Origin of the sequence: Phyllobacterium myrsinacearum, assembly GCF_014138285.1 — a bacterium.
Lineage (GTDB): Bacteria > Pseudomonadota > Alphaproteobacteria > Rhizobiales > Rhizobiaceae > Phyllobacterium > Phyllobacterium myrsinacearum_A.
In genome coordinates this window covers 269579-291858 of record NZ_JACGXN010000006.1, presented here as the reverse complement: position 1 = coordinate 291858, position 22280 = coordinate 269579, and the positions used below count along the sequence as shown (strand labels likewise).

Below are 22280 nucleotides of genomic sequence, written 5' to 3'. Positions count from 1 at the left end.
TCTCCATCATGCTCATGAGCAACACCCCGTCACTCGAAAATTACTGGATGCCTTTTACCGCAAACCGGCAGTTCAAGGCAGCACCACGCCTGCTCGCTTCTGCCAAGGGCATGTACTACACGGATGTCGATGGCGGCCAGGTACTCGACGGAACGGCGGGTCTCTGGTGTGTCAACGCCGGACACGGACGCGAGAAGATCGCCGACGCCGTAGCGCGCCAGCTGGTGACCATGGACTACGCACCCTCCTTCCAGATGGGCCATCCACTGGCATTCGACTTTGCCGAAAAGCTCGCCGCACGGGCACCCGGCGGCAAAAAGGCCGGCCTGACCAAAGTCTTCTTCACTGGCTCCGGGTCGGAGTCCGTTGATACCGCACTCAAGATCGCCATCGCCTATCAGCGCGCCATCGGACAGGGAACCCGCACCCGGGTGATTGGCCGCGAGCGCGGTTACCACGGCGTTGGGTTCGGCGGCATTTCCGTCGGCGGTCTGGTCAACAACCGCCGCGTATTTCCGCTCCTGCCGGGTACCGATCATATCCGCCATACCCATGATCCCGTCCGCAATTCCTTCGTCAAGGGCCTGCCCGAACACGGTGCTGATCTGGCGGACGATCTGGAACGGCTGGTTGCATTGCATGGTGCCGAGACCATCGCGGCCGTCATCGTTGAACCGGTCGCCGGATCAACCGGCGTTCTCCTGCCGCCGAAGGGCTATCTGGAACGCCTGCGGACCATCAGCCAGAAGCACGGTATCCTGCTGATATTTGATGAAGTGATTACCGGCTTCGGCCGACTCGGCACTCCCTTTGCAGTCGATTATTTCGGCGTGGTACCCGATCTCGTCACCACAGCCAAAGGCCTGACCAACGGTGCCGTGCCGATGGGTGCCGTGTTTGCCAGCGAGACCGTTCACGACGCGCTGATGCATGGCCCCGAAAGCCAGATCGAGCTTTTCCATGGCTATACCTATTCGGGTCATCCGGTGGCCTGTGCCGCCGGCTTGGCAACGCTGGAAGTCTACGAGGAGGAAGGCTTGCTGACGCGGGCGGGCGAGGTGGCCGAACACTGGCAGGATGCGCTCCATAGCCTCAAGGGGCTCGCCAATGTCACCGACATCCGCACCATCGGCCTTGTTGCCGGTATCGAACTGGCATCGCGTCCCGATGCCGTCGGCGCGCGGGGCTATGATGTCTTCACCGACTGTTTCAAGAACGGCCTGCTGGTGCGCGTCACCGGCGATATCGTTGCACTTTCGCCGCCTTTGATCGTCGAGAAAGAGCAGATCGACAGCATTGTCTCCATGCTGGGCGATGCCATCAAAAACGCTGCCTGATCAGGGCGTTTTCAGAATTGCCGAGAAGCGCGGGTCAAAGGCCCGCGCGATCGGTTCCGCTGCCGCTCCCAAGGCGACCGACCAAGGATCTGCGAGCCCTGCCTGAAGGCGGGGCTCGGGATAGCGAAGAGCCCGGTCGGCAATGGATGGCAAGACGGGTTCCATCCGCTGTATCAAACTATCGATCAAAGCCTTTGGCGCACCGCCGCACAGAATGGTGGTTTGCGGATCAAAGATTGATTCGAGCATCTGTACTGTCCGGCGCAGGCGATCGGCGGCATTGGCAATCCAGCTTTCCACCACCGGACCGCCTTTGATCACGGCATCGGTTACCTGTTCGAACAATTTAGGGTCCGAGTGATCAAGCCCCAATACGTTGCACAGGGAAGCCATCGACGTGTAGTGCTCCAATGGCTCCACGTCCGGACCATCACCGGGTGCCAGTGCCAGCATCATGCCAATCTCACCGGCATTCGAGTAGGCGCCCCCATAGAGTTCGCCGTTGAGGATCAGGCCCGCGCCGAGACCGTAGCCCAGATAGATGCAGACGACGTGATCGAGGCCGTGTGCTGCGCCAAGCAGACGCTCAGCCGTTGCAGCAGCCGAAGCGTCGTTCTGCAAGGCAACTTCGAGACCCGTACCCTCAGCAATCCGCTCAACCAGCGGAAAGTTCTGCCAGGCCGTCATCATCCATGGATCATCATAAAGTTCATTGATGCCGAACGGTCCCGGCATGGCAAGACCCAGGCCCACAAGCTTTCGCGCCGCCTGTGGAAACTGCGCCGTCAATGCCTCACGGGCTCTTTCGACAAGGTCAAGAATGACGACGACGCCTTCAGCTGGGCCGCCGGCCGGGAGCTTCGATTCAAACTGCACAAGCACATCGCCTACGAGATTGACGATCACGGTCCGCGTGACGTGCCGGTCGATCTGCAGGCCAATGGCAAAGGCACCGTCCGGCACGAGCTGATAGGGGGTAGCAGGCTGTCCGCGGCCCTTGCGAACACTCGCCTGGGATTGCACGAGCCCGTCACTGGCCAATTCCTCGATGATGTTGGAAACCGTCTGGGGCGTCAGCCCGGTGGCACGCGCAAGATCCGCGCGGGACAGGGCGCCATTGACCCGCAACGCATCAATCATGATGCGCCGGTTGTGCGCACTCGCACCGCCCAGATTGGTTCCGCTCTTTGCCCGGATCGATTTTCTCGCGTCCATTCTGTCCCCTCTTGACACCAGAACAATATTGATCAAGAAATAAGTCAAGACAATTGATTTAATGCAAAAGACCACAAGAGTCTTGGGGAATGTGAGCACTGGCTGGACGTAAGCGCGTCGCGGGCAGATCCTGAACAGAAAAGCTCCCGGACTGTGACGACCAATCGGTGTTGTCCATGATGGACGGCGCTTGAGCTACAAAGGCCAAATAGGAGGTACCATGTTGAAATCCTTTCAGACCGCGCTTCTGGGCGCGACCCTTTTGGGAGCGGCGCTCGCTTCTCCTGCCCATGCGGAAACCAAGATCAACGCCCTGTTCATGGCGCAGGCCGCCTACAGCGAAGCCGATGTACGCGCAATGACCGATGCCTTCACCAAGGCCAATCCTGACGTGACGGTCAATCTCGAATTTGTTCCTTACGAAGGCCTGCATGACAAGACCGTTCTCGCGCAGGGTTCGGGCGGTGGTTATGACGTGGTTCTGTTCGACGTGATCTGGCCGGCGGAGTATGCCACCAACAAGGTGCTGCTTGACGTATCGGACAAGATCACCGGCGACATGAAGACAGGCGTTCTTCCCGGGGCATGGACTACGGTCAAGTACGAGGGCAAGCGCTATGGCATGCCGTGGATTCTCGACACGAAGTACCTGTTCTACAACAAGGAAATCCTTGAAAAGGCCGGCATCAAGAATCCGCCGAAGACCTGGGCTGAACTGGCTGAGCAGGCCAAGACAATCAAGGACAAGGGCCTGCTGGCAACGCCGATTGCCTGGAGCTGGTCACAGGCGGAAGCGGCAATTTGCGACTACACAACGCTGGTCAGCGCCTATGGCGGCAGCTTCCTCAAAGATGGCAAGCCGGTATTCCAGACAGGCGGCGGTCTCGAAGCACTCAATTATATGGTCGACAGCTACAAATCAGGCCTGACCAACCCCAACTCGAAGGAATTTCTTGAGGAGGATGTACGCCGCGTGTTCCAGAACGGCGAAGCTGCTTTCGCACTCAACTGGACCTACATGTACAATATGGCCAACGACCCGAAGGACAGCAAGGTTGCCGGCAAGGTCGGCGTCGTTCCGGCACCGGGTGTCGACGGCAAGAGCACCGTGTCAGCCGTCAACGGCTCCATGGGTCTTGGTATCACATCCACGAGCAAGCATCCCGACGAGGCCTGGAAGTACATCACGTTCATGACGTCGCAACAGACGCAGAACCAGTACGCCAAGCTGAGCCTGCCGATCTGGGCCTCGTCCTATACCGACCCGGCTGTGTCCAAGGGGCAGGAGGAGCTGATCGCTGCCGCGAAGCAAAGTCTTGCAGCGATGTACCCGCGCCCGACAACGCCGAAGTATCAGGAACTGTCGACCGCTCTGCAGCAGGCCGTGCAGGAATCGCTTCTCGGCCAGAACAAGCCGGAAGACGCTCTCAAAACAGCCGCAGAAAACAGCGGACTGTGATGTAATGTGAAGGCGGCGCGTTAGCTGCCTTCATCCAACACCTCCCTTTCCGTCATCCTCGGGTCAAGCCCGGGAACGACGGAGAGGGATTAACCGGGCAGGCATTATTTTATGACGAGCAATTGGATTACGACACGCGCCTGGCTTCTGATGCTGCCGCTCCTCATCGTCATGATTGCGATTATTGGCTGGCCTCTAGTCGACACCGTGCGTCTGTCATTCACAGATGCCAAGCTGGTTGGCACTGAAGGCAATTTCGTCGGCTTCGACAATTATGTAAAAATGCTGTCCGGTTCGAATTTTCAGCGGACTTTGATCACCACCACCCTGTTTGCCGTCCTCTCGGTCGGGGCCGAAATGGTGATCGGCGTTCTGGCAGCGCTGCTCCTCAACCAGCAGTTTTACGGCCGGTCCATCCTGCGCGCGCTGATGATCCTGCCATGGGCCCTGCCCACGGTGGTCAACGCCACCCTGTGGCGGCTGATCTACAACCCCGAATATGGTGCGCTCAATGCCGCCCTCACACAGATCGGCCTCCTCGACGCCTATCGCTCCTGGCTCGGCGAGCCCGGAACGGCGCTGACTGCCCTGATCGTTGCCGATTGCTGGAAGAACTTTCCGCTGGTGGCTCTGATTGCACTTGCTGCGTTGCAGGCCGTGCCGCGTGATATCACGGCCGCGTCCATGGTGGATGGAGCCGGCGCGTGGGCCCGATTCCGCTTCGTCATCATGCCCTATCTTGCTGGTCCGCTGATGGTTGCGCTGGTCCTGCGCACCATCGAGGCATTCAAAGTTTTCGATCTCATCTGGGTGATGACCCGCGGCGGACCGGCCAACAGCACCCGCACGCTCTCGATCCTTGTGTATCAGGAAGCATTCTCGTTCCAGCGAGCGGGATCGGGTGCGTCCCTTGCACTGATTGTCACGCTTCTCGTTACCGTCCTTGCCGTGGCTTATGCGGCATTGATCCGCAAAAGCGCAGGAGCCACCTGATGGAACGCCGCAGTCTGACAGCCACCATCTTCGTCTACGCCGCAGCCCTGTTGCTGGCGGCAGTCATCCTCGCGCCGGTGGTCTGGCTGTTCATCATGAGCATTTCATCGACCACCGACCTGATCACCAAGCCCTTGCGGTGGTGGCCCGAGACCATTGACCTGTCGCGCTATGGCGTTCTCCTGTCGAGCGTTGCCAACAGCGCCGGACAGGCATTCGTCGCCTCGCTGTTCAACAGTCTTGAGGTCGCAGGGATGGCAACGGCTGCCGCACTTCTGGTGGCGGTCCCATCTGCCTGGGCGGTGTCACGCACGCCAGCTATCGGATGGTCGCTTTACGCTGTTATCGCCACCTATATGCTCCCGCCAGTAGCATTGGCCGTTCCACTCTACATGGCATTGTCTGCCCTTGGCCTTCTGAACAACGTTTTCGGACTGGCTTTGGTGTATCTCACCATTCTTGCGCCGTTCACCACATGGCTGATGAAATCCGGTTTCGATTCCATTCCACGCGAAATCGAAAGCGCGGCCACGGTCGATGGCGCACGGCTTGACCAGATCCTGCGCCTGATAACGCTGCCGCTTGCCGCGCCTGTCATGGCAACAGCGGCGCTCTTCGCCTTCCTGCTTGCCTGGGACGAATTCTTCTATGCCCTGCTGTTTACCTCCGATCAGCGGGCAAAAACCCTCACCGTCGCCATTGCCGATCTCGCAGGCGGACGGGTCTCCGATTACGGACTGATAGCCACAGCGGGTGTGCTGGCCGCCCTGCCCCCGCTGATCATCGGTCTCTTTATGCAGCGTGCCCTGATTTCGGGCCTGACCAATGGCGGCGTCAAAGGATGAGCATGACTTCTGAACCAAACCGGCCAGCGGGCCTTGTTGCGATTGAAAAGGAAATGGCGCGGCAGAATGCCGATGCAATTGCTTCCTTCGAAGCCGCGAAGCCGCTTGCCGCAACCATTGCCCAATCGCTGCGCAAAAACGGATGCCTCTTGTTGCTCGGCATGGGCGGTTCCCACGCTGTCAGCCGCGCCGTCGAGCCACTTTATCGCAGTTTGGGTATTGATGCGGTTGCGATGCCGCTGTCGGAGCAGCTTGGACAGCCGGTGCCTCTCACCGGCAGGACCATTCTTGTGACATCGCAGTCCGGCGAAAGTGCTGAAGTGCTGCGCTGGTTTGCCGAGGCCGGCATACTTCCCGATACGTTCGGCCTGACACTCGAAGGCGGATCGACACTCGCGCGTACAGTGCCCTCGCTTGTGGGTGCGGGCGGTACAGAAAATGCGTTTGCCGCGACCCGCAGTCTTACTGTCAGCTTTGCACTGCATCTTGCCGTTTTGACCGCGCTGGGTGACGACCCGTCCGCAGCGCTCAATCGCCTTGAAACAGGCAGCGGGATAGAGATCAATGCGGCCGTGACAACACTCAGCGGCGTCTCCTCGGTGGTTGCATCGGGCCGCCGGTTGCAGGGTGTCGCCGAAGCCATCGCATTGGGCCTGACCGAACTGTCGCGCATACCCTGCTTCTCGCTGGAAGGCGGGCAATTGCGCCACGGACCAATGGAAATGCTCGGACCAAAGGTTGGTGTTGTGCTTTTCCGTGCCAACGATGCAACCGCCGAACTGGTTGCCCGAATGGCAATGTCCGCTTCCGAAGCCGGATCGCCTGTCGTGGTGTTTGATGCCTCGGGAGAAGAGCCGGTCAACGGCGTCACCACGATCAATGTCGGTGAAGCCACCGGTATCGCCGCCATTTTCGCGCTGCTGCCCGCCGCGCAACGTTTCATGATCGCTTTTGCGGGTGAACGGGTTACCAATGTCGGGACACCCGTCCGCTCGACAAAGATTACGCGGAGCGAATAGATACATGCGCCCGCTGGCTGTTGTTGGAAATGTGAACGTCGATCTGATTTTGGGCCCTGCCGATCCATGGCCGACGCCCGGAACCGAGATCATGGTCGATTACGATGAACTGCGCGTCGGCGGCTCGGCCGGCAATTCGGCGCTGACCTGGGAAGGGCTCGGGATCGACTTTCAGATCGCGGCCAATGTCGGCACCGACCAGTTCGGTGAATGGCTGCACAAGGAATTCGGCGAGCGCGGCAGGCGCTGGCCGGTTGCACCCACAGGCACCACGCTGTCCGTCGGTATCACGCATCCCAATGGAGAACGCACGTTCTTCACCACACGCGGACACCTCGGCGCGCTGTCCTGGCCGGAAGTCCGCTCGATGCTCGACACGCAGCGGTTGCGCGGCGGCTATATCCTCCTGTGCGGCTCATTCCTGACCGATACGCTGGTTACGGACTACGACGCATTGTTTGATTGGGCCGACGCAAACGATATCCGCGTCGCGCTCGATACGGGCTGGCCGATCGGCGGCTGGACCGAGGCCAACCGCGAGGCGACCCGTAAATGGTTGTCGCGCTGTCACTGCGCCCTGTTCAACGAGGTGGAAACAACGCGCCTCGCCAACAGTATCGAACCCGCGGAGGCGGCGTTGAAACTCAAGGCATTGATGCCGGAAAGCGCCATCGTTGTGGTGAAATGCGGATCGGCCGGTGCGCTCGCCGTCGGACCCGACAATGCAGTAGTCAAAACCGTGGCACCGCTGGTTTTTGTTGCCGACACAATTGGCGCGGGCGATGTCTTCAATGCGGCGTTTCTGGCGGCGCTTGCCCGAGAAATGCCCCTGCAGCACTGCATTGCCGCCGGTGTTCACGTAGCGTCCAAAGCCATCTCGACCGTACCCCGCCGCTATGACAGCCATGACCTCGATACCATACCGGAGAATGCGCTATGAGCGCCCTTGAACTCATCGACATCCGCAAGCGCTATGGCACTGTAGAGACCCTGAAAGGCATTGACCTGTCGCTGGCCAGCGGCGAGTTTCTGGTATTGCTCGGCTCGTCCGGCTGCGGGAAATCCACGCTTCTCAATATAATTGCAGGGCTCGCCGAAGCCACGGAAGGCGACGTGCGTATCGGTGACCGCTCGGTCACGGGCGTGCATCCGAAGGACCGGGATATCGCCATGGTGTTTCAGTCCTACGCGCTCTATCCGAACATGTCCGTCGCCCGTAACATCGGCTTCGGGCTGGAAATGCGCAAGGTTCCCGCTGCGGAGCGCGCGGAGGCCGTTCAGAAGACAGCAAAAATCCTGCAGATTGAAAACCTGCTCGAGCGCAAGCCTTCCGAGCTATCCGGCGGCCAGCGCCAGCGCGTTGCCATCGGCCGGGCGCTTGTGCGCGATCCGCAAATCTTTCTCTTCGACGAGCCGCTATCCAACCTCGATGCAAAACTGCGCATGGAAATGCGCACCGAACTGAAGCGTTTGCATCTGATGCTTGGAACCACGATTGTCTACGTGACCCATGACCAGATCGAGGCCATGACACTGGCAACGCGGATCGCCGTTATGCGCGACGGCCAGATCGAGCAACTGGCAACACCTGACGAAATCTACAACCGCCCAGCCACCCGCTATGTCGCGAGCTTCGTCGGTTCACCGCCGATGAATATGCTGGAAGCCACCGTGGCCGATGGCATCGCCCATATTGATGGCTCGCTGAGCAGCCTCGCCCTGCCCGACGATATCAAGGAGAAAGCCGGTCAGGCGCGCGATGTGGTAATCGGCATCCGCCCTGAAAGCCTGAGCCTCGCAGCAACCGGGGACATGGCCTTTGGCATCGATGCAATGGTTGAAGTGGTGGAATTGACCGGGCCTGAACTGGTCGTCACATCGACAATCGGCAACCAGCGTCTGACCGCCAGCCTGCCGCCAAAGTCCAAGGTTACTGCCGGTACCGCCCAGCGCTTTGCCATCGATGCCGGTGCCCTGCACATCTTTGACAAGGCAACCGGCAAGCGGCTCTGAGGTTTAGCCTTCCAGAAGGTATTCCGGCACATCCTTCAGCCGGGCGATATCGCGCAGCGGCGGCTGACCAAACAGGCGGGCATATTCGCGGCTGAACTGCGACGGGCTGTCATAACCCACCGCATGGCCCGCCGTCGCTGCATCCAGCGACTGGCTGAGGATGAGCCGGCGCGCCTCCTGCAGCCGCAACTGCTTCTGATACTGCAGCGGGCTCATCGATGTAACGGCCTTGAAGTGCTGGTGGAAGGATGACGGGCTCATATTGGCTTCGGATGCCACATGCTCGATGCGCAGGGTCTTGCGGAAATTGCGCTTGATCAGGCCGATGGCTTTGTTCACCTGATGCAGGCGGCTTTCCGACTGGGCGATCTGGCGCAAGCGCCCCGATTGTTCCCCGGTGAGCAACCGGTACAGCAGCTCGCGCTCGGTGAGCGGCGCCAGCATGGGGATGTCTTTGGGCGTGTCAAGAAGACGGATAAGACGGACAACGTTATCGAGCAGTTCCGGTCCCATGGGATTCAACGACATGCCGCGATCGGGGAGCTGATTGCTGAAGCTGTCTTTGGGCGCCTCAAGCAGCAATGCGCTGAGCATGGTGGGATCAAGATCAAGGCGCAACGAGAGATAGGGCTCTTCTTTCGAGGCTTCGATGACATGCCCGACAATCGGAAGATCAACCGATACAGTCAGATAGGTGGCTTTGTCATAATAATAGACCTCGTCACCCAGCATGGCGCGCTTTCGGCCCTGGGCAATGACACAGACGGCAGGTTCGTGCACGACGTGGTTCGGCTCTGACGGAGCTGTAGCCCGTGCGAGATTCAGACGCGGAATATCCGTCGAAAACAGCCCATCGGCGCCCGTGTGCTTTTCGATCAATTGTGCAAGCTCGGTAATTTTTTCCACGGCGGGTCTCCTCGGGTAATGCCCACCCTATCTAGGTGTCATCACACGTACGAACCAGAGCCAAACCAGCGGGTTCGGATCGATTTGGAGGATTGTGCAATCATCCGGCAGTTTCAGTCAATCGCAATAGCGGGCTTTACGCCGCCCTGCTGCTCGCGACCTGGCGGATGAAATGATCCGTCTCGATAGCAACGATGCGATCCTGCGGAACGGCAGATAAACGCCTGATATCCTCGACATCTGTCGATTTGAGCTGTGCTTTCGGATCATCAAATGGCATCTCGGGATCAGGTACCGCCGACAGAAGGAGCCGTGTATAGGGATGCTGCGGGTTGTCGATGACCTTGTTGACGTTGCCCCATTCAACGATCTGCCCCGCATACATGACGACGATGTCCTCCGCGACATACCGAGCCGTGGCAATATCATGGGTAATATAGAGCAGCGCGAGCTTCATATCCCGCTTCATCTCGTTGAGCAGATTGAGGACGCCGAGACGCACGGAAACGTCGAGCATCGATGTCGGTTCGTCAGCAACGATTACTTCGGCACCAACCGCCAGTGTTCGGGCGATATTGACCCGCTGGCGCTGCCCGCCTGACAGTTCATGCGGGTGTTTGTGCGCGACGATTTTCGGATCGAGCTTGACCCGGGTCAACAGTTCTTCGATCGCTGCATCGATCTGTTTGCCCCTGAGATCACGCCGGTGTAACTGCAGCGGACGGCGCAAATGGTAATCGATGGTGTGGGCCGGATTGAGCGAGGAAAACGGGTCCTGAAAGATCATTTGCACGGAGCGGCGATACCTAGCCAGCGCCTTGGCATTGTCGGTAGCAACAGGTTTACCCTTGAACAGCAACTGGCCTTCGCTCGGCGTATATTCCCGCATCACCAGCCTTGCGCAGGTGGTCTTGCCGCTGCCGGATTCACCGACAAGCGCGAGGGTTCGACCCGCATACAGCTCAAAGGAAACCGATTGCGCAGCATTCACCTTGAACGGCGCAGTGCCAAAGGACTTCGACACGCGGTCGAGTTCAAGGATAGGAGTTTCCGGAGCGTTCATGTCGGTGCCCTTTCCGTCGCAGGTTCGCCATGCAGGGAGGGGAAGGAAGCCCAAAGCTTTTTGGTATAGTCATGCTGCGGATCGCCATAAATGTTTTCCGCTGTGTTCTGCTCGACCAGCTTTCCCGCCAGCATGATGCCGATGCGGTCGCAGAACTGCACCATCAGGCCGAGATCATGGGTGATGAACAGCACGGAAAAGCCGAACGTGCGGCGCAGTTCGTTGATGCGCTGCAGGATTTCGCGCTGCACCACCACATCGAGCGCGGTGGTCGGCTCGTCCATCACCACAATCTTGGGGTTCAGCGCAAGGCAGATCGCAATAACGATACGCTGGCGCATGCCGCCGGAAAACTGGTGCGGATAGTCCTTCATGCGATCAGGAGGAATATCGACAAGACGCAGCATCTCCGCTGTCCGCTCGCGGGCTTGCGCCCGGTTCATCTTCTGGTGCGTGCGCAGCACGTCGTAAAACTGTTCCTGAATGCGCAGCACAGGATTGAGCGAATTCATCGCGCTCTGAAATACCATGGCAACTTCGCGCCAGCGAAAATCCCGCAGCTCTACCGGATTGAGATCGAGCACATCCCTGCCCTCGAGTAATATTTCGCCGGACCGGATCAACGCCGGAGGCTTGTGCAGACGGCTGATGGCAAAGGCAATCGTACTCTTGCCGCAACCGGATTCTCCAGCAAGCCCGAAGGTCTCGCCATGGGCGACGTCAAAACTGACATCATCCACCGCGCGAAAATCCGAGGTGTCACCGATATAGTCGACGGTGAGGTTCTTCACCTGAAGCAGCGGTGTGGTCACAGGCGGCCCTCCCCGGAGCGGATGAGCGCCGACCAGCGGCTCATGCTGTTTCCCGTGCGAAGACGCGGATTGGCAATCTCATCGACGGCAAAGTTCAGAAGCGACAGGCCGATCCCGAGAAGCGCAAGGGCAAAACAGGGCGTCAAAATATCCCACCACGCACCGACCGACAGGGCAGACGCTTTTTGTGCATTGTAGAGCATCATGCCCCAGGAAACGGTCTTGGGATCACCGAGACCAAGGAACTCCAGCGTGGCTTCCGTGATGATAGCGAAGATCACACTGCCGATGAAGTTGATACCGACGATGGAAATCAGATTGGGAAAGATTTCAAAGGTCATGATACGCCAGCGCGGCTCGCCCATCATTTCGGCGGATTTGACAAAATCCTTTTGCTTGACAGAAAGGGTTTCGGCGCGGGTGACGCGTGCGCCCCAAGCCCAGGATGTGAAGCCCAAAATGACCGCGATAACCAGCGGGCTGGCCTGACCGATGAAGGAGGCAAGCACAAGCAGCAGCGGCAGATTGGGAACCACCAGCACCATATTGGTGAAGAAACTGATGACTTCATCCGTCTTGCCGCCGCGATATCCGGCAATGATGCCAAGGGCTGTACCCAGTACGGTGATCAACAACCCTGCCCCGAAGCCGACGGCAAGCGACGTTCGAGCCCCATAGATGAGCCGGGCAAAGACATCCTGACCGATACGCGTGGTGCCGAGCCAGTGGTCGGCGGAGGGCGGCTGGTGCGGCCTGCCGACACGAGCTGCGGGATTGTACTCCGTCAGCAGCGGTGCCGCGAGTGCAATCAGGACGATGATCAGAAGAATGATCATGCCGACAAGAGCTTTGCGGTTGCGGACAAGTCCGGCGATGAGGGATTTCATGGCTCATGTCCTCCGCAGGCGCGGATCAAGCAGCACGTAGCTGATATCCACGATGAAATTGGCGACAAGCATGGCGATGGTCATGATCAGCAGTTGCCCCTGAATGACAGGATAATCACGGGCGAGGATGGCCTGATAGAGGATATTGCCAAGGCCCGGATAATTGAACACGACTTCGGTCACCAGCGAGCCGCCCAGCACTGTGCCGATGGCGATAGCGAGACTGCTCACCGTCGGCAGGAGAGCATTGCGTGCTGCATACCAGATCATGACCCGGCTGTCGGAAAGGCCCTTTGCCCGCGCCATGACGATATAATCTTCACCGAGAAGATTGATCATGTTGTTGCGCATGGTGACGGCAAAACCGCCTGTCAGAACGGTGCACAGGGTCAGCATCGGCAGGATGCCGTGGTAGAGGACACTGGCGATATAGGTGAGGGAAAACGAGGGATCGAGCGCCGGATCGGCGGAATAGCCAGTCGGGAACCAGTTGAGGGTGAAGCCGAAGAAGAAAAGTACGATGAGCGATGTGACAACCGCCGGAACGGATGTAGCGAAGATCGCACCAACGGATACAACCACATCAAAGACGCTGCCGCGCCGCCAGGCTGCCAGAATGCCAAGGAACGTCCCGAGCGTGAAACTGATGAGCGTGGCTGTCCCCATCAGGGCCACGGTCCAGATCAGGGCATGACCGAGGACTTCGGTGACCGGCAACGGGAAGTACTTGATCGAACGGCCAAGATCACCCGTAAAAATGCTCTTGAGATAGGTAAGATACTGCTGCCAGAGCGGCCCGTCGACAAAGCCGAACGTCAGTTTCAACGACTCGAGATTTTCCGCCGACAGTTCGGTGCCGGTGCTGGAAAACATGATCTGGATCGGATCCCCCGGCATGAGGCGCGGCAGGAAGAAATTGATCGTGGCAGCCGCAATGAAGGCGGCCAGATAGAATCCGAGGCGTCGAAGCAAAAAAGCCATATGCATCTCCCATCGCGGCGGAGACAGGTTTCACCCGCCCCCGCCTTGCGATGCCTACTTGACCGGCTCAAGCGCCAGAAGGTGAATGAGACGCGCCGGGTTGTTGCGTGTGATCGAAGGATTGACGAATGGATGATCCTTCGTCGACCAGCCGGTGAATCGCTTGGTATTGTACTGATACCAGTTCGGATTGTTGAACACCGGCATCATCGGCAGGTTTTCCGCCACGATACGCTGAGCCTTGTTCATCACGTTCTTCTGTTCAGCCGGATCAGCGGTGCGTGTGAAATCCACGAGCAATTTGGCGAGATCCGGATTGAACCAGCGCTGCGAGGTGAAGCGGGTCTTGCCCTTGTCCTGCTCGTTATAGGCGCGCTGATAGGGATAGTAGGGCGAGGCTGCGGCAGGCAGGCTGTTGATCGCCATATCGAAGCTGCCATTGATCAGGTTACCCGACCATACAGCCTCTTCCGGCGTGGCGATCTTTACATCCAGTCCCGCAGCCTGCATGCCTTCAATCGCGATCTGCACGGTGTCGATCCAGTCCGTCCAGGCATTGGGAACGATCAGCGAGAACGACAGTTTGGTGCCATCGGGATTGTCGCGGAAACCGTCACCGTCCTTGTCGGCATATCCTGCTTCATCGAGCAGCGCCTTGGCGGCATCGGTATCGTATTTGCCGTACTTGCCGAAGTCAGCGAGAACCGAGGGATCAGACCAGTTCTTGTAGAGCTCGCCCAGACCCGAGGGATCATCATTCAGCGTGGGATAGCCATAACCGGCCACATCGATCATTCCCTGCCGGTCGAGCGCCATGCTGACGGCACGGCGGAATTTTACATCATTGAATGCCTTGCGGTTATTTTCATTGGCCGTCTCCAGATTGAACAGGAATGCGACCATGCTGCCGGGCGTATACCAGTAGTGGAAATGCTCGGGGTCCTTAGCGACGTAAGTGTTTTCCACGTCCGGCAGGAATGACACGCCCCAATCGAGCGTACCATTGGCGGTGGCGGTGAGTATCTGGTTGTTGTCGGCCAATTGCGGAAAACGCATGCAATCGATCTTGAGTTCTGCAGCATCCCAATAATTCGGGTTGCGGCACTGGTCATAGGTCTGGCCGGTGAAACGGGCAATCTCGGTCATCGGGCCGCTGCCAACAGGGTTTTCGTTGGCGAAGGTCACTGGATCAGCAATATCCTTCCAGACATGCTCCGGAATGATCGGAACCTGTACCAGTTGATCCGCAGCAAGGGAGCTTGGATTGACCAGCGTGAACCGGACAGTCTGCGCGTCGACAATCTCGATACCATCGATGAACTTCCAGATGCTGACGAAATCGAGCGCCGGGAATTTCTTCAGATAGTCATAGGTGAATTTAACGTCAGCCGAAGTCAGCGGCTTGCCATCCGACCACTTCAAATCCGGACGCAGCTTGAACTCGATGCTCTTCAGGTCATCTGCCAGTTTGTAGCTTTCCGCCAGGCGATAGCTCGGCTTGTTGTTGTCAAAGCGGTTGAAGATGACAAGCGGCTCGTAGATGAAATCAAGCGTGCTCTGACGCGCGGACGTCTGGTTGAATGGATTGAAGTTGCGCACCCAGGTAGTGGCAGGCTCGATATTGACGGTCAGCACTGTCTGCGCCATGGCGGGCGTTGACAGAAGCATCATTGCAGAGGCTGCTGCAAACAAACGGTTTCTCGACATGCGTATTCCCCTGTTTTTATTGATCGATACGGTCAACTGACCAGCGCGCTGGCGAACATGTCTTCGACTTCCGCGTGCGCGGTCTTTACATCCACTTTCAACGAGCCGAGACGGGCATTGGCCGCCGCAATACGGCGGGCTGCGTCATCCGTCAGCGGGCGTGATGCCTTTGCTGCCGCTTCGCTGTCGGCAAGATCGCCGTGGCTGTGCAGGGCAACGTCAAAGCCCGCATCGAGAACCTGCGCGACCCGCTCGGGCATCGTGCCGGTCAGCGAATTCATGAATATGCAATCGGAAATGAGTACGCCGTCATAGGCGAGATCCTTGCGGATGACGTCAAGCATGATGGGCGAAACGGAGGCAGGCTGCTCCTTGTCATAGGCGGAGTAGACCACATGGGCCACCATCGCCCAGGGCGTATCCCTGAGATCAACGAACGGTTTGAAATCGGTCGCAAGAAGGGTTTCCTTGCTGGCGTCGACCACAGGCCGCTCCTTGTGCGAATCCAGCGTGGCACGGCCGTGGCCCGGAATATGCTTCATGACGGGCATGTTGCCTGTCTCAAGAAGCCCTTCGATGACTTCGCGGCCAAGGGCAGTCACGAGTTCCGGATCAGCCCCAAACGACCGGGCACCGATGACATCGCTTGTTGTATCGAACACCAGATCAAGCACCGGCGAGCAACCGCTGGAAAGACCCAATTCCGTCATCATTGTGCCCATGGCACGGGACGAGAGACGCAGGGCTTTTCGTGCCAGTTCAAGATCATGACGGGCAAGGCGGGCAAATTCGCCAAAGCTGCGGAACAGCGGCCAGGGGCCAGCATCCAGATGCTGAACACGACCGCCTTCCTGATCGGTAAAGACGGGCGCGTCGTCACGGCCGACGGCCTCACGGAAACTTTCGATCAACGCCTTGACCTGCTGTGGCTCGCGCTGGTTGCGGCGGCCGACGAAGAGGCCAAGCGGATTGGTTTCGCGAAACAGTGCGATCTCATCAGGCGACAAAGTTGGATTGGGAATGCCGACAAACAAGGCAAGAGGCAATTGGCTGGACACTGTATTCACTCCATAAGGTCTATGATTGAGAAGGGATCATGGTCGCTTGGCGCGCAGCATGCCCTGATAAACGCCTTTGTCTTTGGCTGGAATTTCGATGGCACCGGCCGCCTTGGCATAGAAATCCACCGGCCCGGCATCGCCGATGAAGGCGTAGGCATGACCCAGCGTTTTCATGGTTTGCAAGGCGGCTGAAAAAAGGGCCAGACCATAGCCTTTGCCCTGATTGTCGGGATGCACGCCCGTCGGGCCGAAAAAGCCGCGTGCGGTCGCATCGTAGCAGGCAAATCCCACAAGCTCGCCGTCTTCGATAGCAATGAGACAAGCGGAAGGCTGGCGCGTGATAGCAACCATGACTTCACTGGCCCAATTGGCGCTGAAATACTCCCTCACCCAATCCGTGACCAGTTGCGCCTCGGGCGCAAGCACCGGACGGATGGTAACAGCGACACCTTCGGCTTTGGTTTTCAGCTCCACCAGCTTGTCGGCGTACAAGCTTACAAGTAAATCCGCCACCGCTGCTCCTCATTCAAATAATTCCATTATAATGGAATATATCCCCTTTTAATGTAATAGAGTTGGATTTTTGAATGGGCTTGTCAACTGGTTTTTCCTGATGCCCATTCGTGTGAGCAACTACCGGGCTTTGTATGATCTCGGTCACTTGCGGGACGCAACGTCGCCGCACCACAGAAGGATTTCAATAACATCGAGTGCGCGCAGATCTTTTGATTCGCATCCATGGACCGTCAGGCCTCAACTTTAACCGCTTGGTCGGGAAACGACGTAAACGGCGCAAGCGATGAAGAACAGTGCCACGACAGCACCAAGGAGCGGCGTCGGCCGGGCAAAATACCAGAACGAGCCATAGCCGAATGCCATGCCGCTGCAGGCAATCCATTTTACCCGGACGGGAATGGCACCGTGGCGCTGCCACTGGACCAAGGTCGGGCCAAAGACCGGATGTTCCAGCAGCCATTTCTCAAAACGCGGCGAAGAACGGCCAAAGCACCAGGCGGCAATAATCAGGAAAATGGTTGTGGGCATAACGGGAAGCAGCGCGCCGATAAATCCGAGCGCGACCATCACCCATCCAAGCGCAAAGTAAACCGCGCGTCTTGTCCCGTTCATTGTACCTGCTCCCCCGCCACCCGTGCGGCAGTATAGGAGCGGTGTACCCGGAAAGACGGCGAATGTCAGCCTGTACGCTTGTCGCGTGTTCGACCGCAAACGCATTAATGAATTTACGTCCCGGTTTCAGAAACCGAAATGTCCCTTCAAACCGGGAACTGAGGCGATGATCTTGTCGACCAATTGCGGGTCGGCCGATGCCTTGGCATGGGCGACCACCGCGGAACCGGCCTGCTGAATTTGTTCAACCGTCAAACCGCTGGCTTTGAGCGCCGCAACTCCGTTGACGATTGCCCCGACTTTTTCACCGGCGGCACCGCCCAGAAATCCGGTTATGCTGGAAAGCAATCCACCCGACTGATTGCCTGCAGCCATGACGTCGAAACTTTGTGCAAGCTGTGCCGCGCCCGGTATCTTTGCGAAGAGCGTTGCCGCCTGTTCCGGTGCTTCATGCTGAAGCACGGAAAGTACCGTCCCCGCCGCCTTTTCCGCCACTTGCGGATCAAGATTGGCTTGGGTTGCTATGCTGTCCACCAAATCTTGTATCGGCATGGGATTCTCCTTTTGCGCCCGCAGAACTCAATAGTATTCAGGCTCTATGGAAAATGGATGACGCCAGAAAAAATCAGACGTTGCAAGCAGAAACGCCCGGACAGGGTTAGATCCTGTCCGGGCGTATAAAAGATTCTATAAGCAAACGCCTTGCGGCAGTTGCCCTTATTCAGCCTTCAGGCGTGTGTTGCATGCGCTCCAGTATTGTGGCCAAGTTTGACCAGCAACCTTGTTGGATGCCTTCGCCTTCTGCCATTCCTCACCGCATTCGCGAATACGCGAACGGAATGCAATCTCACCGGCAGACAAAGGCTTGCCGCTGGCAGATGTTTCAGGGGCTGTGGCGGCCTTGCTCGCGGAGGCCTTGGTTGGTGCCACCGTCGGTTCAGGTGGTGTCGCCGCATCGGACTGATCAGACTTCAGGCTGTCGCTACAAGCGGAAAGGAACTGCGGCCACTTCTGGCCATTCAGCGTACCGGCAGATTTGGATGCCTGATACTGTGTGCTGCACTCCTTGGTCACAGCCTTGGCCGACATTGTCCCTGCAGTTGCGGGCGCTGCCGCCTGTGCCTTGGCAGGCTTTGCGGTTTCCTTGGCTTGTTTGGCCGTCGGAGCAGCCGCTGCGGGAGCCGGTGCCGCGGCATCGGTCTTCAAGCTGGCGCTGCAAGTTGACAGGAACTGTGGCCATTTCTGACCATTGAGCGTGCCCGCATCCTTGGCTGCGTTATATTTTGTGCTGCATTCTTTGGTGACGGACTGGGCCGCAGTGGTCTCTGCGGATGCAGGAAGGGCAAATAAGGTCATTCCGGCGCCAACAATCACCGAAGCGGCGAGCGTTTTTGTAAGAAACTGGTTCATTTTCAGATGTTCCTTGCGATTATGGTTCGCGTTTCCCCCGGGCACGCACCATGCGTTCCGGTTTAACAATGCCTCGATGGCTCCCGTCCCTATTGAATGAAACGCGTTCAACGCATCACTCGAAGTCATCGCGCGGAATCTGCGCTTCGATTGTGGCTGAAAATGTCTCGGATTCAGGAATATTTGCAGGTGAATTGCGCATCATTATAATCCCAGAGTCTGTGATCGATGGCATCGCAAACGCAACATGATCTTCTCACCCATTGATTGCAAGCAAGATCATATTCCACTGCAAGTAAGTGTCGGCGCAACGAAATAACCGTCCGGCCCCCAAGACCGGGCCGCGTTAAATCGATTGGCAATTTTTCTTTGAAAATTGGCCCGGTTCGGCAGCTGCGTCTTTAGCTGGATCAGGCGTCCGGGTGCATATTCTGTGAGGGCTGTGCAGCCTGTTTCTACAAAAGTGACATGGCGCAGAAAAACCCGCGCCATGCCAGAATGATTTAAGCCACAGCAGCGAGGCGGTCTTCAACCGGCTCCGGAACCGAGGCGATCGTGCGCAGGATCTGCGAAGCGATCTGGTAGGGATCGCCCTGAGAGTTAGGGCGGCGATCTTCAAGATAGCCTCGATAGCCATTGTTCACGAAGCTATGCGGCACGCGGATCGAAGCACCGCGATCGGCAACACCGTAGCTGAACTGGTGAATCGACTGGGTTTCATGCTTGCCGGTCAGACGCAGATGGTTGTCCGGTCCGTACACGGCAATATGATCGTCGCAGGCGGCTTCAAACGCAGCCATGACGTCCTCGAAGTATTCCTGACCACCGACTTCACGCATATAGGTGGTCGAGAAATTGGCATGCATGCCGGAGCCGTTCCAGTCCGTATCGCCAAGCGGCTTGCAATGATATTCGATATCAATGCAATACTTTTCGCACAAACGCTGCAAGAGGTAGCGTGCCATCCAGATTTCGTCGGCAGCCTTCTTGGAGCCCTTTCCGAAAATCTGGAATTCCCACTGTCCCTTGGCCACTTCAGCATTGATGCCTTCGTGGTTCAGACCGGCAGCGAGGCAGATATCAAGATGCTCTTCGACGATCTTGCGGGCAACATCACCGACATTGCTGTACCCGACACCCGTATAATAAGGCCCCTGGGGAGCCGGAAAACCCGATTCAGGGAACCCGAGCGGACGACCATTCTTATAGAGGAAATACTCCTGTTCGAATCCGAACCACGCGCCCTCATCATCAATGATGCTCGCGCGCTTGTTGGAAGGATGCGGTGTTTTGCCGTCAGGCATCATGACTTCGCACATGACCAGAACGCCATTCTTGCGTTCACTGTCGGGATAGACGGCAACCGGCTTCAAAACGCAGTCAGAACTTCTTCCCTCGGCCTGCAGCGTCGAGCTTCCGTCAAAGTTCCAGAGAGGCAACTGTTCCAGCTTCGGGAATGCATCGAATTCCTTCACCTGAGTCTTGCCACGAAGGTTGGGCACCGGTGTGTAACCGTCGAGCCAGATATATTCGAGTTTGTATTTTGTCATTATGGCTTCTCTCACTACGTCGTTGTGCGCTCTGATCCATTTTGCAGGTCCTGCACCCAATCGTGCGCATTCGCCTGCGGATAAATTCATCAAAGCAAGTTACGTGCCAGTCTTCCCGGCTGCAGCCTGGCCACCGTTCGAAACAGCGTAAAAAAGTGAAACTTTAGCTTGCCAGCGAATGAAATCACGGATGAGCATCGGCAGATGCCTGAATGCACCCGCGTTGTTTACCGGACTTCCAATGGCTCCCTGTTTCAGGAGCAATGTTTCGTAAGAGCCTCGCAATGAACAGCGAAGGCACCAGCCCAACAATTGTACATTGAATGATTATATTTTGGGCAGTTGCGGAAATCCTGTGCAGATGCAACGCGGGAACAAGCGCACCGCATCTGCATTGAGACCCGATCTGTCAGTGGCATCGCCATCCGACCCGGCCCTGCGTGAACCTGCCGGATTCATCCTGCCAAATCGGACAAATGCAATGATTTCGGCGGAATTGTTTGACGGCGCCGCCAACGAATCTCCGGTCAAAATGAAACCGGCAGCCCTCATGGAAGCCGCCGGTTCTTTTCAACGCAACAATTGGATAACTGAGTAAGCCGCTATACCGCACTTTCGCAGCATGCAGTGCGAGCACGCGCACCCAGCGCAAGCAAGCTTTTGGTCACGGCGGGTCGATCCACCGTAAACGGTCGTTGCCAATTGCTGGAAGCGGCTGCTTCGAGATTTTTGCGGGCCACAGACTTCATAAGGAGTTCAAGCTCGCTGCGGGTCACGTGGTCAGCGCTCATAACAGCGTTGATCAAGGGATCTGACAGGGCTTCAGCAAGGGTAAGATCGGCATATGTCTGTGGCATGATGCTCTCCTTCTCAGCGGCAAGAGCGCCGCATTGGCAAATAGAATGTTAAATCCGTACTTTTCTGTGGCGTCGGCCCGAATACCAATCTCAAATAAAATTGACACATGAACCAGATGCGTGTTACCGGTAAGTAACAGCCAATAGTTACTGGACGGTAACATCAATGTCAAGCGCGTTAACGCAGGAAATGTCAAAGCCTCACGAGACTGTTACACCCGTGGAATCCGATGTCGGCCGCATGCCACCGCGGGCGCGCATTGTCGCGAGTGCCATTGAGCTGTTTCGCCAGCAGGGTATCAGGGGCGTCGGGGTTGACGCGATTGCTGAAGCCGCCGAGTCCAACAAGATGACCCTCTATCGCCATTTCGGATCAAAGGATGATCTGGTCTGCGAGACTCTCAAACAGGTTTCGGCGCGTCGTGAGCAGATCTGGCGCGATCTGGAAGCGGCTTTTCCAGACGATCCCCTTGCCCAGATACGCGGCTGGATCGAAGAAGCCGCCGAATGCATATTCAACGATCCCCGTGGTTGCGACCTGGCCAATGCCGCTATTGAGTTAAAGGAAGCAAACCATCCTGCGTTCAAAGTGATCATGGATGCCAAGAAAGTACATATGGAGCGCCTGACCAGCCTTTGCCGACAGGCCGGAACCAAGCAGGCGGAACAACTGGCTGACGCGCTCATGCTGCTTGTCGAAGGCGCAAGGGTATGCGGCCAGAGCACGGGAGCGGAGGGCCCGCAGCAGCAATTGAAACGCGCTTGCGATGCCATGATCGCCGCTTACATCTCTCCATAGTGCAACGGCAATTTGATTCTCGCACCCCTTCTTCACGTCCCTCTTTGTATGCAAAACTCATCTTCAATCCACCGTCATAAGCCGCCATTCGGACCGATAACGGTCAGCGATCTGCTGCTTCACGCACTTGTTATCGAGCTGCGCCCGGCAAAGACCCGGATTACACAAATTTAATTTGCCAGTGCCGCCGCATTGGTCAAAGACCTTCTTCAAGGCCAAGCCCGCAGTCAATGATACT

The 22280-nt window shown here is 57.6% G+C and carries 22 protein-coding genes; 8 read left to right on the top strand and 14 right to left on the bottom strand.

The features are described from left to right. Nucleotides 1–8 precede the first annotated feature (8 nt). Nucleotides 9–1337: an aspartate aminotransferase family protein gene (locus FHW16_RS18885; RefSeq protein WP_182550820.1), complete on the top strand. Its 1329-nt coding sequence runs from the start codon at nt 9–11 to the stop codon at nt 1335–1337. Here the strand turns inward: FHW16_RS18885 and FHW16_RS18880 are convergent, their stop codons facing one another. Continuing rightward, entirely contained in the window at nt 1338–2552 is a 1215-nt protein-coding gene (locus FHW16_RS18880; RefSeq protein WP_182550819.1) for an ROK family transcriptional regulator, read from the bottom strand. 220 nt (nt 2553–2772) lie between these two features. Here FHW16_RS18880 and FHW16_RS18875 point away from each other — a divergent pair, with 220 nt between their 5' ends. The 6 genes from FHW16_RS18875 (at nt 2773) to FHW16_RS18850 (ending at nt 8881) form a co-directional block, all read left to right on the top strand. Continuing rightward, entirely contained in the window at nt 2773–4011 is a 1239-nt protein-coding gene (locus FHW16_RS18875; protein ID WP_182550818.1) for an extracellular solute-binding protein, read from the top strand. A gap of 111 nt (nt 4012–4122) precedes the next feature. Beyond that, a complete protein-coding gene (locus FHW16_RS18870; RefSeq protein WP_182550817.1) occupies nt 4123–5004 on the top strand; it encodes a carbohydrate ABC transporter permease in 882 nt (293 codons plus the stop codon). Continuing rightward, nucleotides 5004–5849, top strand: coding sequence for a carbohydrate ABC transporter permease (locus tag FHW16_RS18865; protein WP_182550816.1), 846 nt, complete (start codon nt 5004–5006; stop codon nt 5847–5849). Before FHW16_RS18870 ends, FHW16_RS18865 begins: the two co-directional genes overlap by 1 nt. Beyond that, nucleotides 5846–6868 (top strand): SIS domain-containing protein, encoded by a 1023-nt coding sequence (locus tag FHW16_RS18860; RefSeq protein ID WP_182550815.1) that lies wholly within the window; start codon nt 5846–5848, stop codon nt 6866–6868. The genes FHW16_RS18865 and FHW16_RS18860 overlap by 4 nt, the downstream gene beginning before the upstream one ends. A gap of 4 nt (nt 6869–6872) precedes the next feature. Continuing rightward, the gene (locus FHW16_RS18855) at nt 6873–7808 is read left to right on the top strand and encodes a PfkB family carbohydrate kinase (protein ID WP_182550814.1); all 936 of its coding nucleotides are present in this window, start codon (nt 6873–6875) and stop codon (nt 7806–7808) included. Then, on the top strand, nt 7805–8881 hold the full coding sequence (locus FHW16_RS18850) for an ABC transporter ATP-binding protein (protein ID WP_182550813.1): 1077 nt from the start codon (nt 7805–7807) through the stop codon (nt 8879–8881). The genes FHW16_RS18855 and FHW16_RS18850 overlap by 4 nt, the downstream gene beginning before the upstream one ends. Before the next feature lie 3 nt (nt 8882–8884). Here FHW16_RS18850 and FHW16_RS18845 read toward each other — a convergent pair whose 3' ends face one another. The 13 genes from FHW16_RS18845 to FHW16_RS18785 all read right to left on the bottom strand — a co-directional run bounded on the left by FHW16_RS18845 (nt 8885) and on the right by FHW16_RS18785 (nt 21243). After that, nucleotides 8885–9787 carry an AraC family transcriptional regulator N-terminal domain-containing protein gene (locus FHW16_RS18845; RefSeq protein WP_182550812.1) on the bottom strand — a complete coding sequence of 301 codons (903 nt, stop codon included), beginning with the start codon at nt 9785–9787 and terminating at the stop codon, nt 8885–8887. Between the two features lie 136 nt (nt 9788–9923). Beyond that, complete coding sequence (locus FHW16_RS18840; RefSeq protein ID WP_182550811.1) at nt 9924–10850, bottom strand: ABC transporter ATP-binding protein; 927 nt, start codon at nt 10848–10850, stop codon at nt 9924–9926. Then, entirely contained in the window at nt 10847–11662 is an 816-nt protein-coding gene (locus FHW16_RS18835; protein ID WP_182550810.1) for an ATP-binding cassette domain-containing protein, read from the bottom strand. Before FHW16_RS18835 ends, FHW16_RS18840 begins: the two co-directional genes overlap by 4 nt. Further along, nucleotides 11659–12537, bottom strand: coding sequence for an ABC transporter permease subunit (locus FHW16_RS18830; RefSeq protein WP_182550860.1), 879 nt, complete (start codon nt 12535–12537; stop codon nt 11659–11661). Before FHW16_RS18830 ends, FHW16_RS18835 begins: the two co-directional genes overlap by 4 nt. A 15-nt stretch (nt 12538–12552) precedes the next feature. Then, on the bottom strand, nt 12553–13530 hold the full coding sequence (locus FHW16_RS18825) for an ABC transporter permease (RefSeq protein ID WP_182550809.1): 978 nt from the start codon (nt 13528–13530) through the stop codon (nt 12553–12555). A gap of 54 nt (nt 13531–13584) precedes the next feature. Beyond that, on the bottom strand, nt 13585–15237 hold the full coding sequence (locus FHW16_RS18820) for an ABC transporter substrate-binding protein (protein ID WP_182550808.1): 1653 nt from the start codon (nt 15235–15237) through the stop codon (nt 13585–13587). A 32-nt stretch (nt 15238–15269) separates the two neighbouring features. Further along, nucleotides 15270–16295, bottom strand: a complete 1026-nt coding sequence (locus tag FHW16_RS18815; RefSeq protein ID WP_182550807.1) for a glycoside hydrolase family 3 protein — start codon at nt 16293–16295, stop codon at nt 15270–15272. A 36-nt stretch (nt 16296–16331) separates the two neighbouring features. Then, entirely contained in the window at nt 16332–16811 is a 480-nt protein-coding gene (locus FHW16_RS18810) for a GNAT family N-acetyltransferase (protein WP_182550806.1), read from the bottom strand. Between the two features lie 246 nt (nt 16812–17057). After that, the gene (locus tag FHW16_RS18805) at nt 17058–17426 is read right to left on the bottom strand and encodes a YbaN family protein (RefSeq protein ID WP_182550805.1); all 369 of its coding nucleotides are present in this window, start codon (nt 17424–17426) and stop codon (nt 17058–17060) included. Between the two features lie 126 nt (nt 17427–17552). Next, on the bottom strand, nt 17553–17978 hold the full coding sequence (locus FHW16_RS18800) for a hypothetical protein (RefSeq protein WP_182550804.1): 426 nt from the start codon (nt 17976–17978) through the stop codon (nt 17553–17555). Between the two features lie 165 nt (nt 17979–18143). Beyond that, nucleotides 18144–18836, bottom strand: a complete 693-nt coding sequence (locus FHW16_RS18795) for a hypothetical protein (protein ID WP_182550803.1) — start codon at nt 18834–18836, stop codon at nt 18144–18146. A gap of 503 nt (nt 18837–19339) precedes the next feature. Next, nucleotides 19340–20386: a glutamine synthetase beta-grasp domain-containing protein gene (locus FHW16_RS18790; protein WP_182550802.1), complete on the bottom strand. Its 1047-nt coding sequence runs from the start codon at nt 20384–20386 to the stop codon at nt 19340–19342. Between the two features lie 602 nt (nt 20387–20988). Further along, nucleotides 20989–21243 (bottom strand): hypothetical protein, encoded by a 255-nt coding sequence (locus FHW16_RS18785; protein WP_182550801.1) that lies wholly within the window; start codon nt 21241–21243, stop codon nt 20989–20991. Nucleotides 21244–21409: 166 nt separating this feature from the next. Between FHW16_RS18785 and FHW16_RS18780 the strand changes: the two genes are divergently transcribed. Next, nucleotides 21410–22042 (top strand): TetR/AcrR family transcriptional regulator, encoded by a 633-nt coding sequence (locus FHW16_RS18780; protein WP_182550800.1) that lies wholly within the window; start codon nt 21410–21412, stop codon nt 22040–22042. The last annotated feature ends 238 nt before the right edge of the window (nt 22043–22280 follow it).

Excerpts from the sequence above, each read along its gene's own strand:
- FHW16_RS18885 (WP_182550820.1), top strand. The coding sequence starts at position 9 with ATGCTCATGAGCAACACCCCGTCACTCGAAAATTACTGGATGCCTTTT.
- FHW16_RS18880 (WP_182550819.1), bottom strand. The coding sequence starts at position 2,552 with ATGGACGCGAGAAAATCGATCCGGGCAAAGAGCGGAACCAATCTGGGC.
- FHW16_RS18875 (WP_182550818.1), top strand. The coding sequence starts at position 2,773 with ATGTTGAAATCCTTTCAGACCGCGCTTCTGGGCGCGACCCTTTTGGGA.
- FHW16_RS18870 (WP_182550817.1), top strand. The coding sequence starts at position 4,123 with ATGACGAGCAATTGGATTACGACACGCGCCTGGCTTCTGATGCTGCCG.
- FHW16_RS18865 (WP_182550816.1), top strand. The coding sequence starts at position 5,004 with ATGGAACGCCGCAGTCTGACAGCCACCATCTTCGTCTACGCCGCAGCC.
- FHW16_RS18860 (WP_182550815.1), top strand. The coding sequence starts at position 5,846 with ATGAGCATGACTTCTGAACCAAACCGGCCAGCGGGCCTTGTTGCGATT.
- FHW16_RS18855 (WP_182550814.1), top strand. The coding sequence starts at position 6,873 with ATGCGCCCGCTGGCTGTTGTTGGAAATGTGAACGTCGATCTGATTTTG.
- FHW16_RS18850 (WP_182550813.1), top strand. The coding sequence starts at position 7,805 with ATGAGCGCCCTTGAACTCATCGACATCCGCAAGCGCTATGGCACTGTA.
- FHW16_RS18840 (WP_182550811.1), bottom strand. The coding sequence starts at position 10,850 with ATGAACGCTCCGGAAACTCCTATCCTTGAACTCGACCGCGTGTCGAAG.
- FHW16_RS18825 (WP_182550809.1), bottom strand. The coding sequence starts at position 13,530 with ATGGCTTTTTTGCTTCGACGCCTCGGATTCTATCTGGCCGCCTTCATT.
- FHW16_RS18820 (WP_182550808.1), bottom strand. The coding sequence starts at position 15,237 with ATGTCGAGAAACCGTTTGTTTGCAGCAGCCTCTGCAATGATGCTTCTG.
- FHW16_RS18805 (WP_182550805.1), bottom strand. The coding sequence starts at position 17,426 with ATGAACGGGACAAGACGCGCGGTTTACTTTGCGCTTGGATGGGTGATG.
- FHW16_RS18800 (WP_182550804.1), bottom strand. The coding sequence starts at position 17,978 with ATGCCGATACAAGATTTGGTGGACAGCATAGCAACCCAAGCCAATCTT.
- FHW16_RS18795 (WP_182550803.1), bottom strand. The coding sequence starts at position 18,836 with ATGAACCAGTTTCTTACAAAAACGCTCGCCGCTTCGGTGATTGTTGGC.
- FHW16_RS18790 (WP_182550802.1), bottom strand. The coding sequence starts at position 20,386 with ATGACAAAATACAAACTCGAATATATCTGGCTCGACGGTTACACACCG.
- FHW16_RS18785 (WP_182550801.1), bottom strand. The coding sequence starts at position 21,243 with ATGCCACAGACATATGCCGATCTTACCCTTGCTGAAGCCCTGTCAGAT.
- FHW16_RS18780 (WP_182550800.1), top strand. The coding sequence starts at position 21,410 with ATGTCAAGCGCGTTAACGCAGGAAATGTCAAAGCCTCACGAGACTGTT.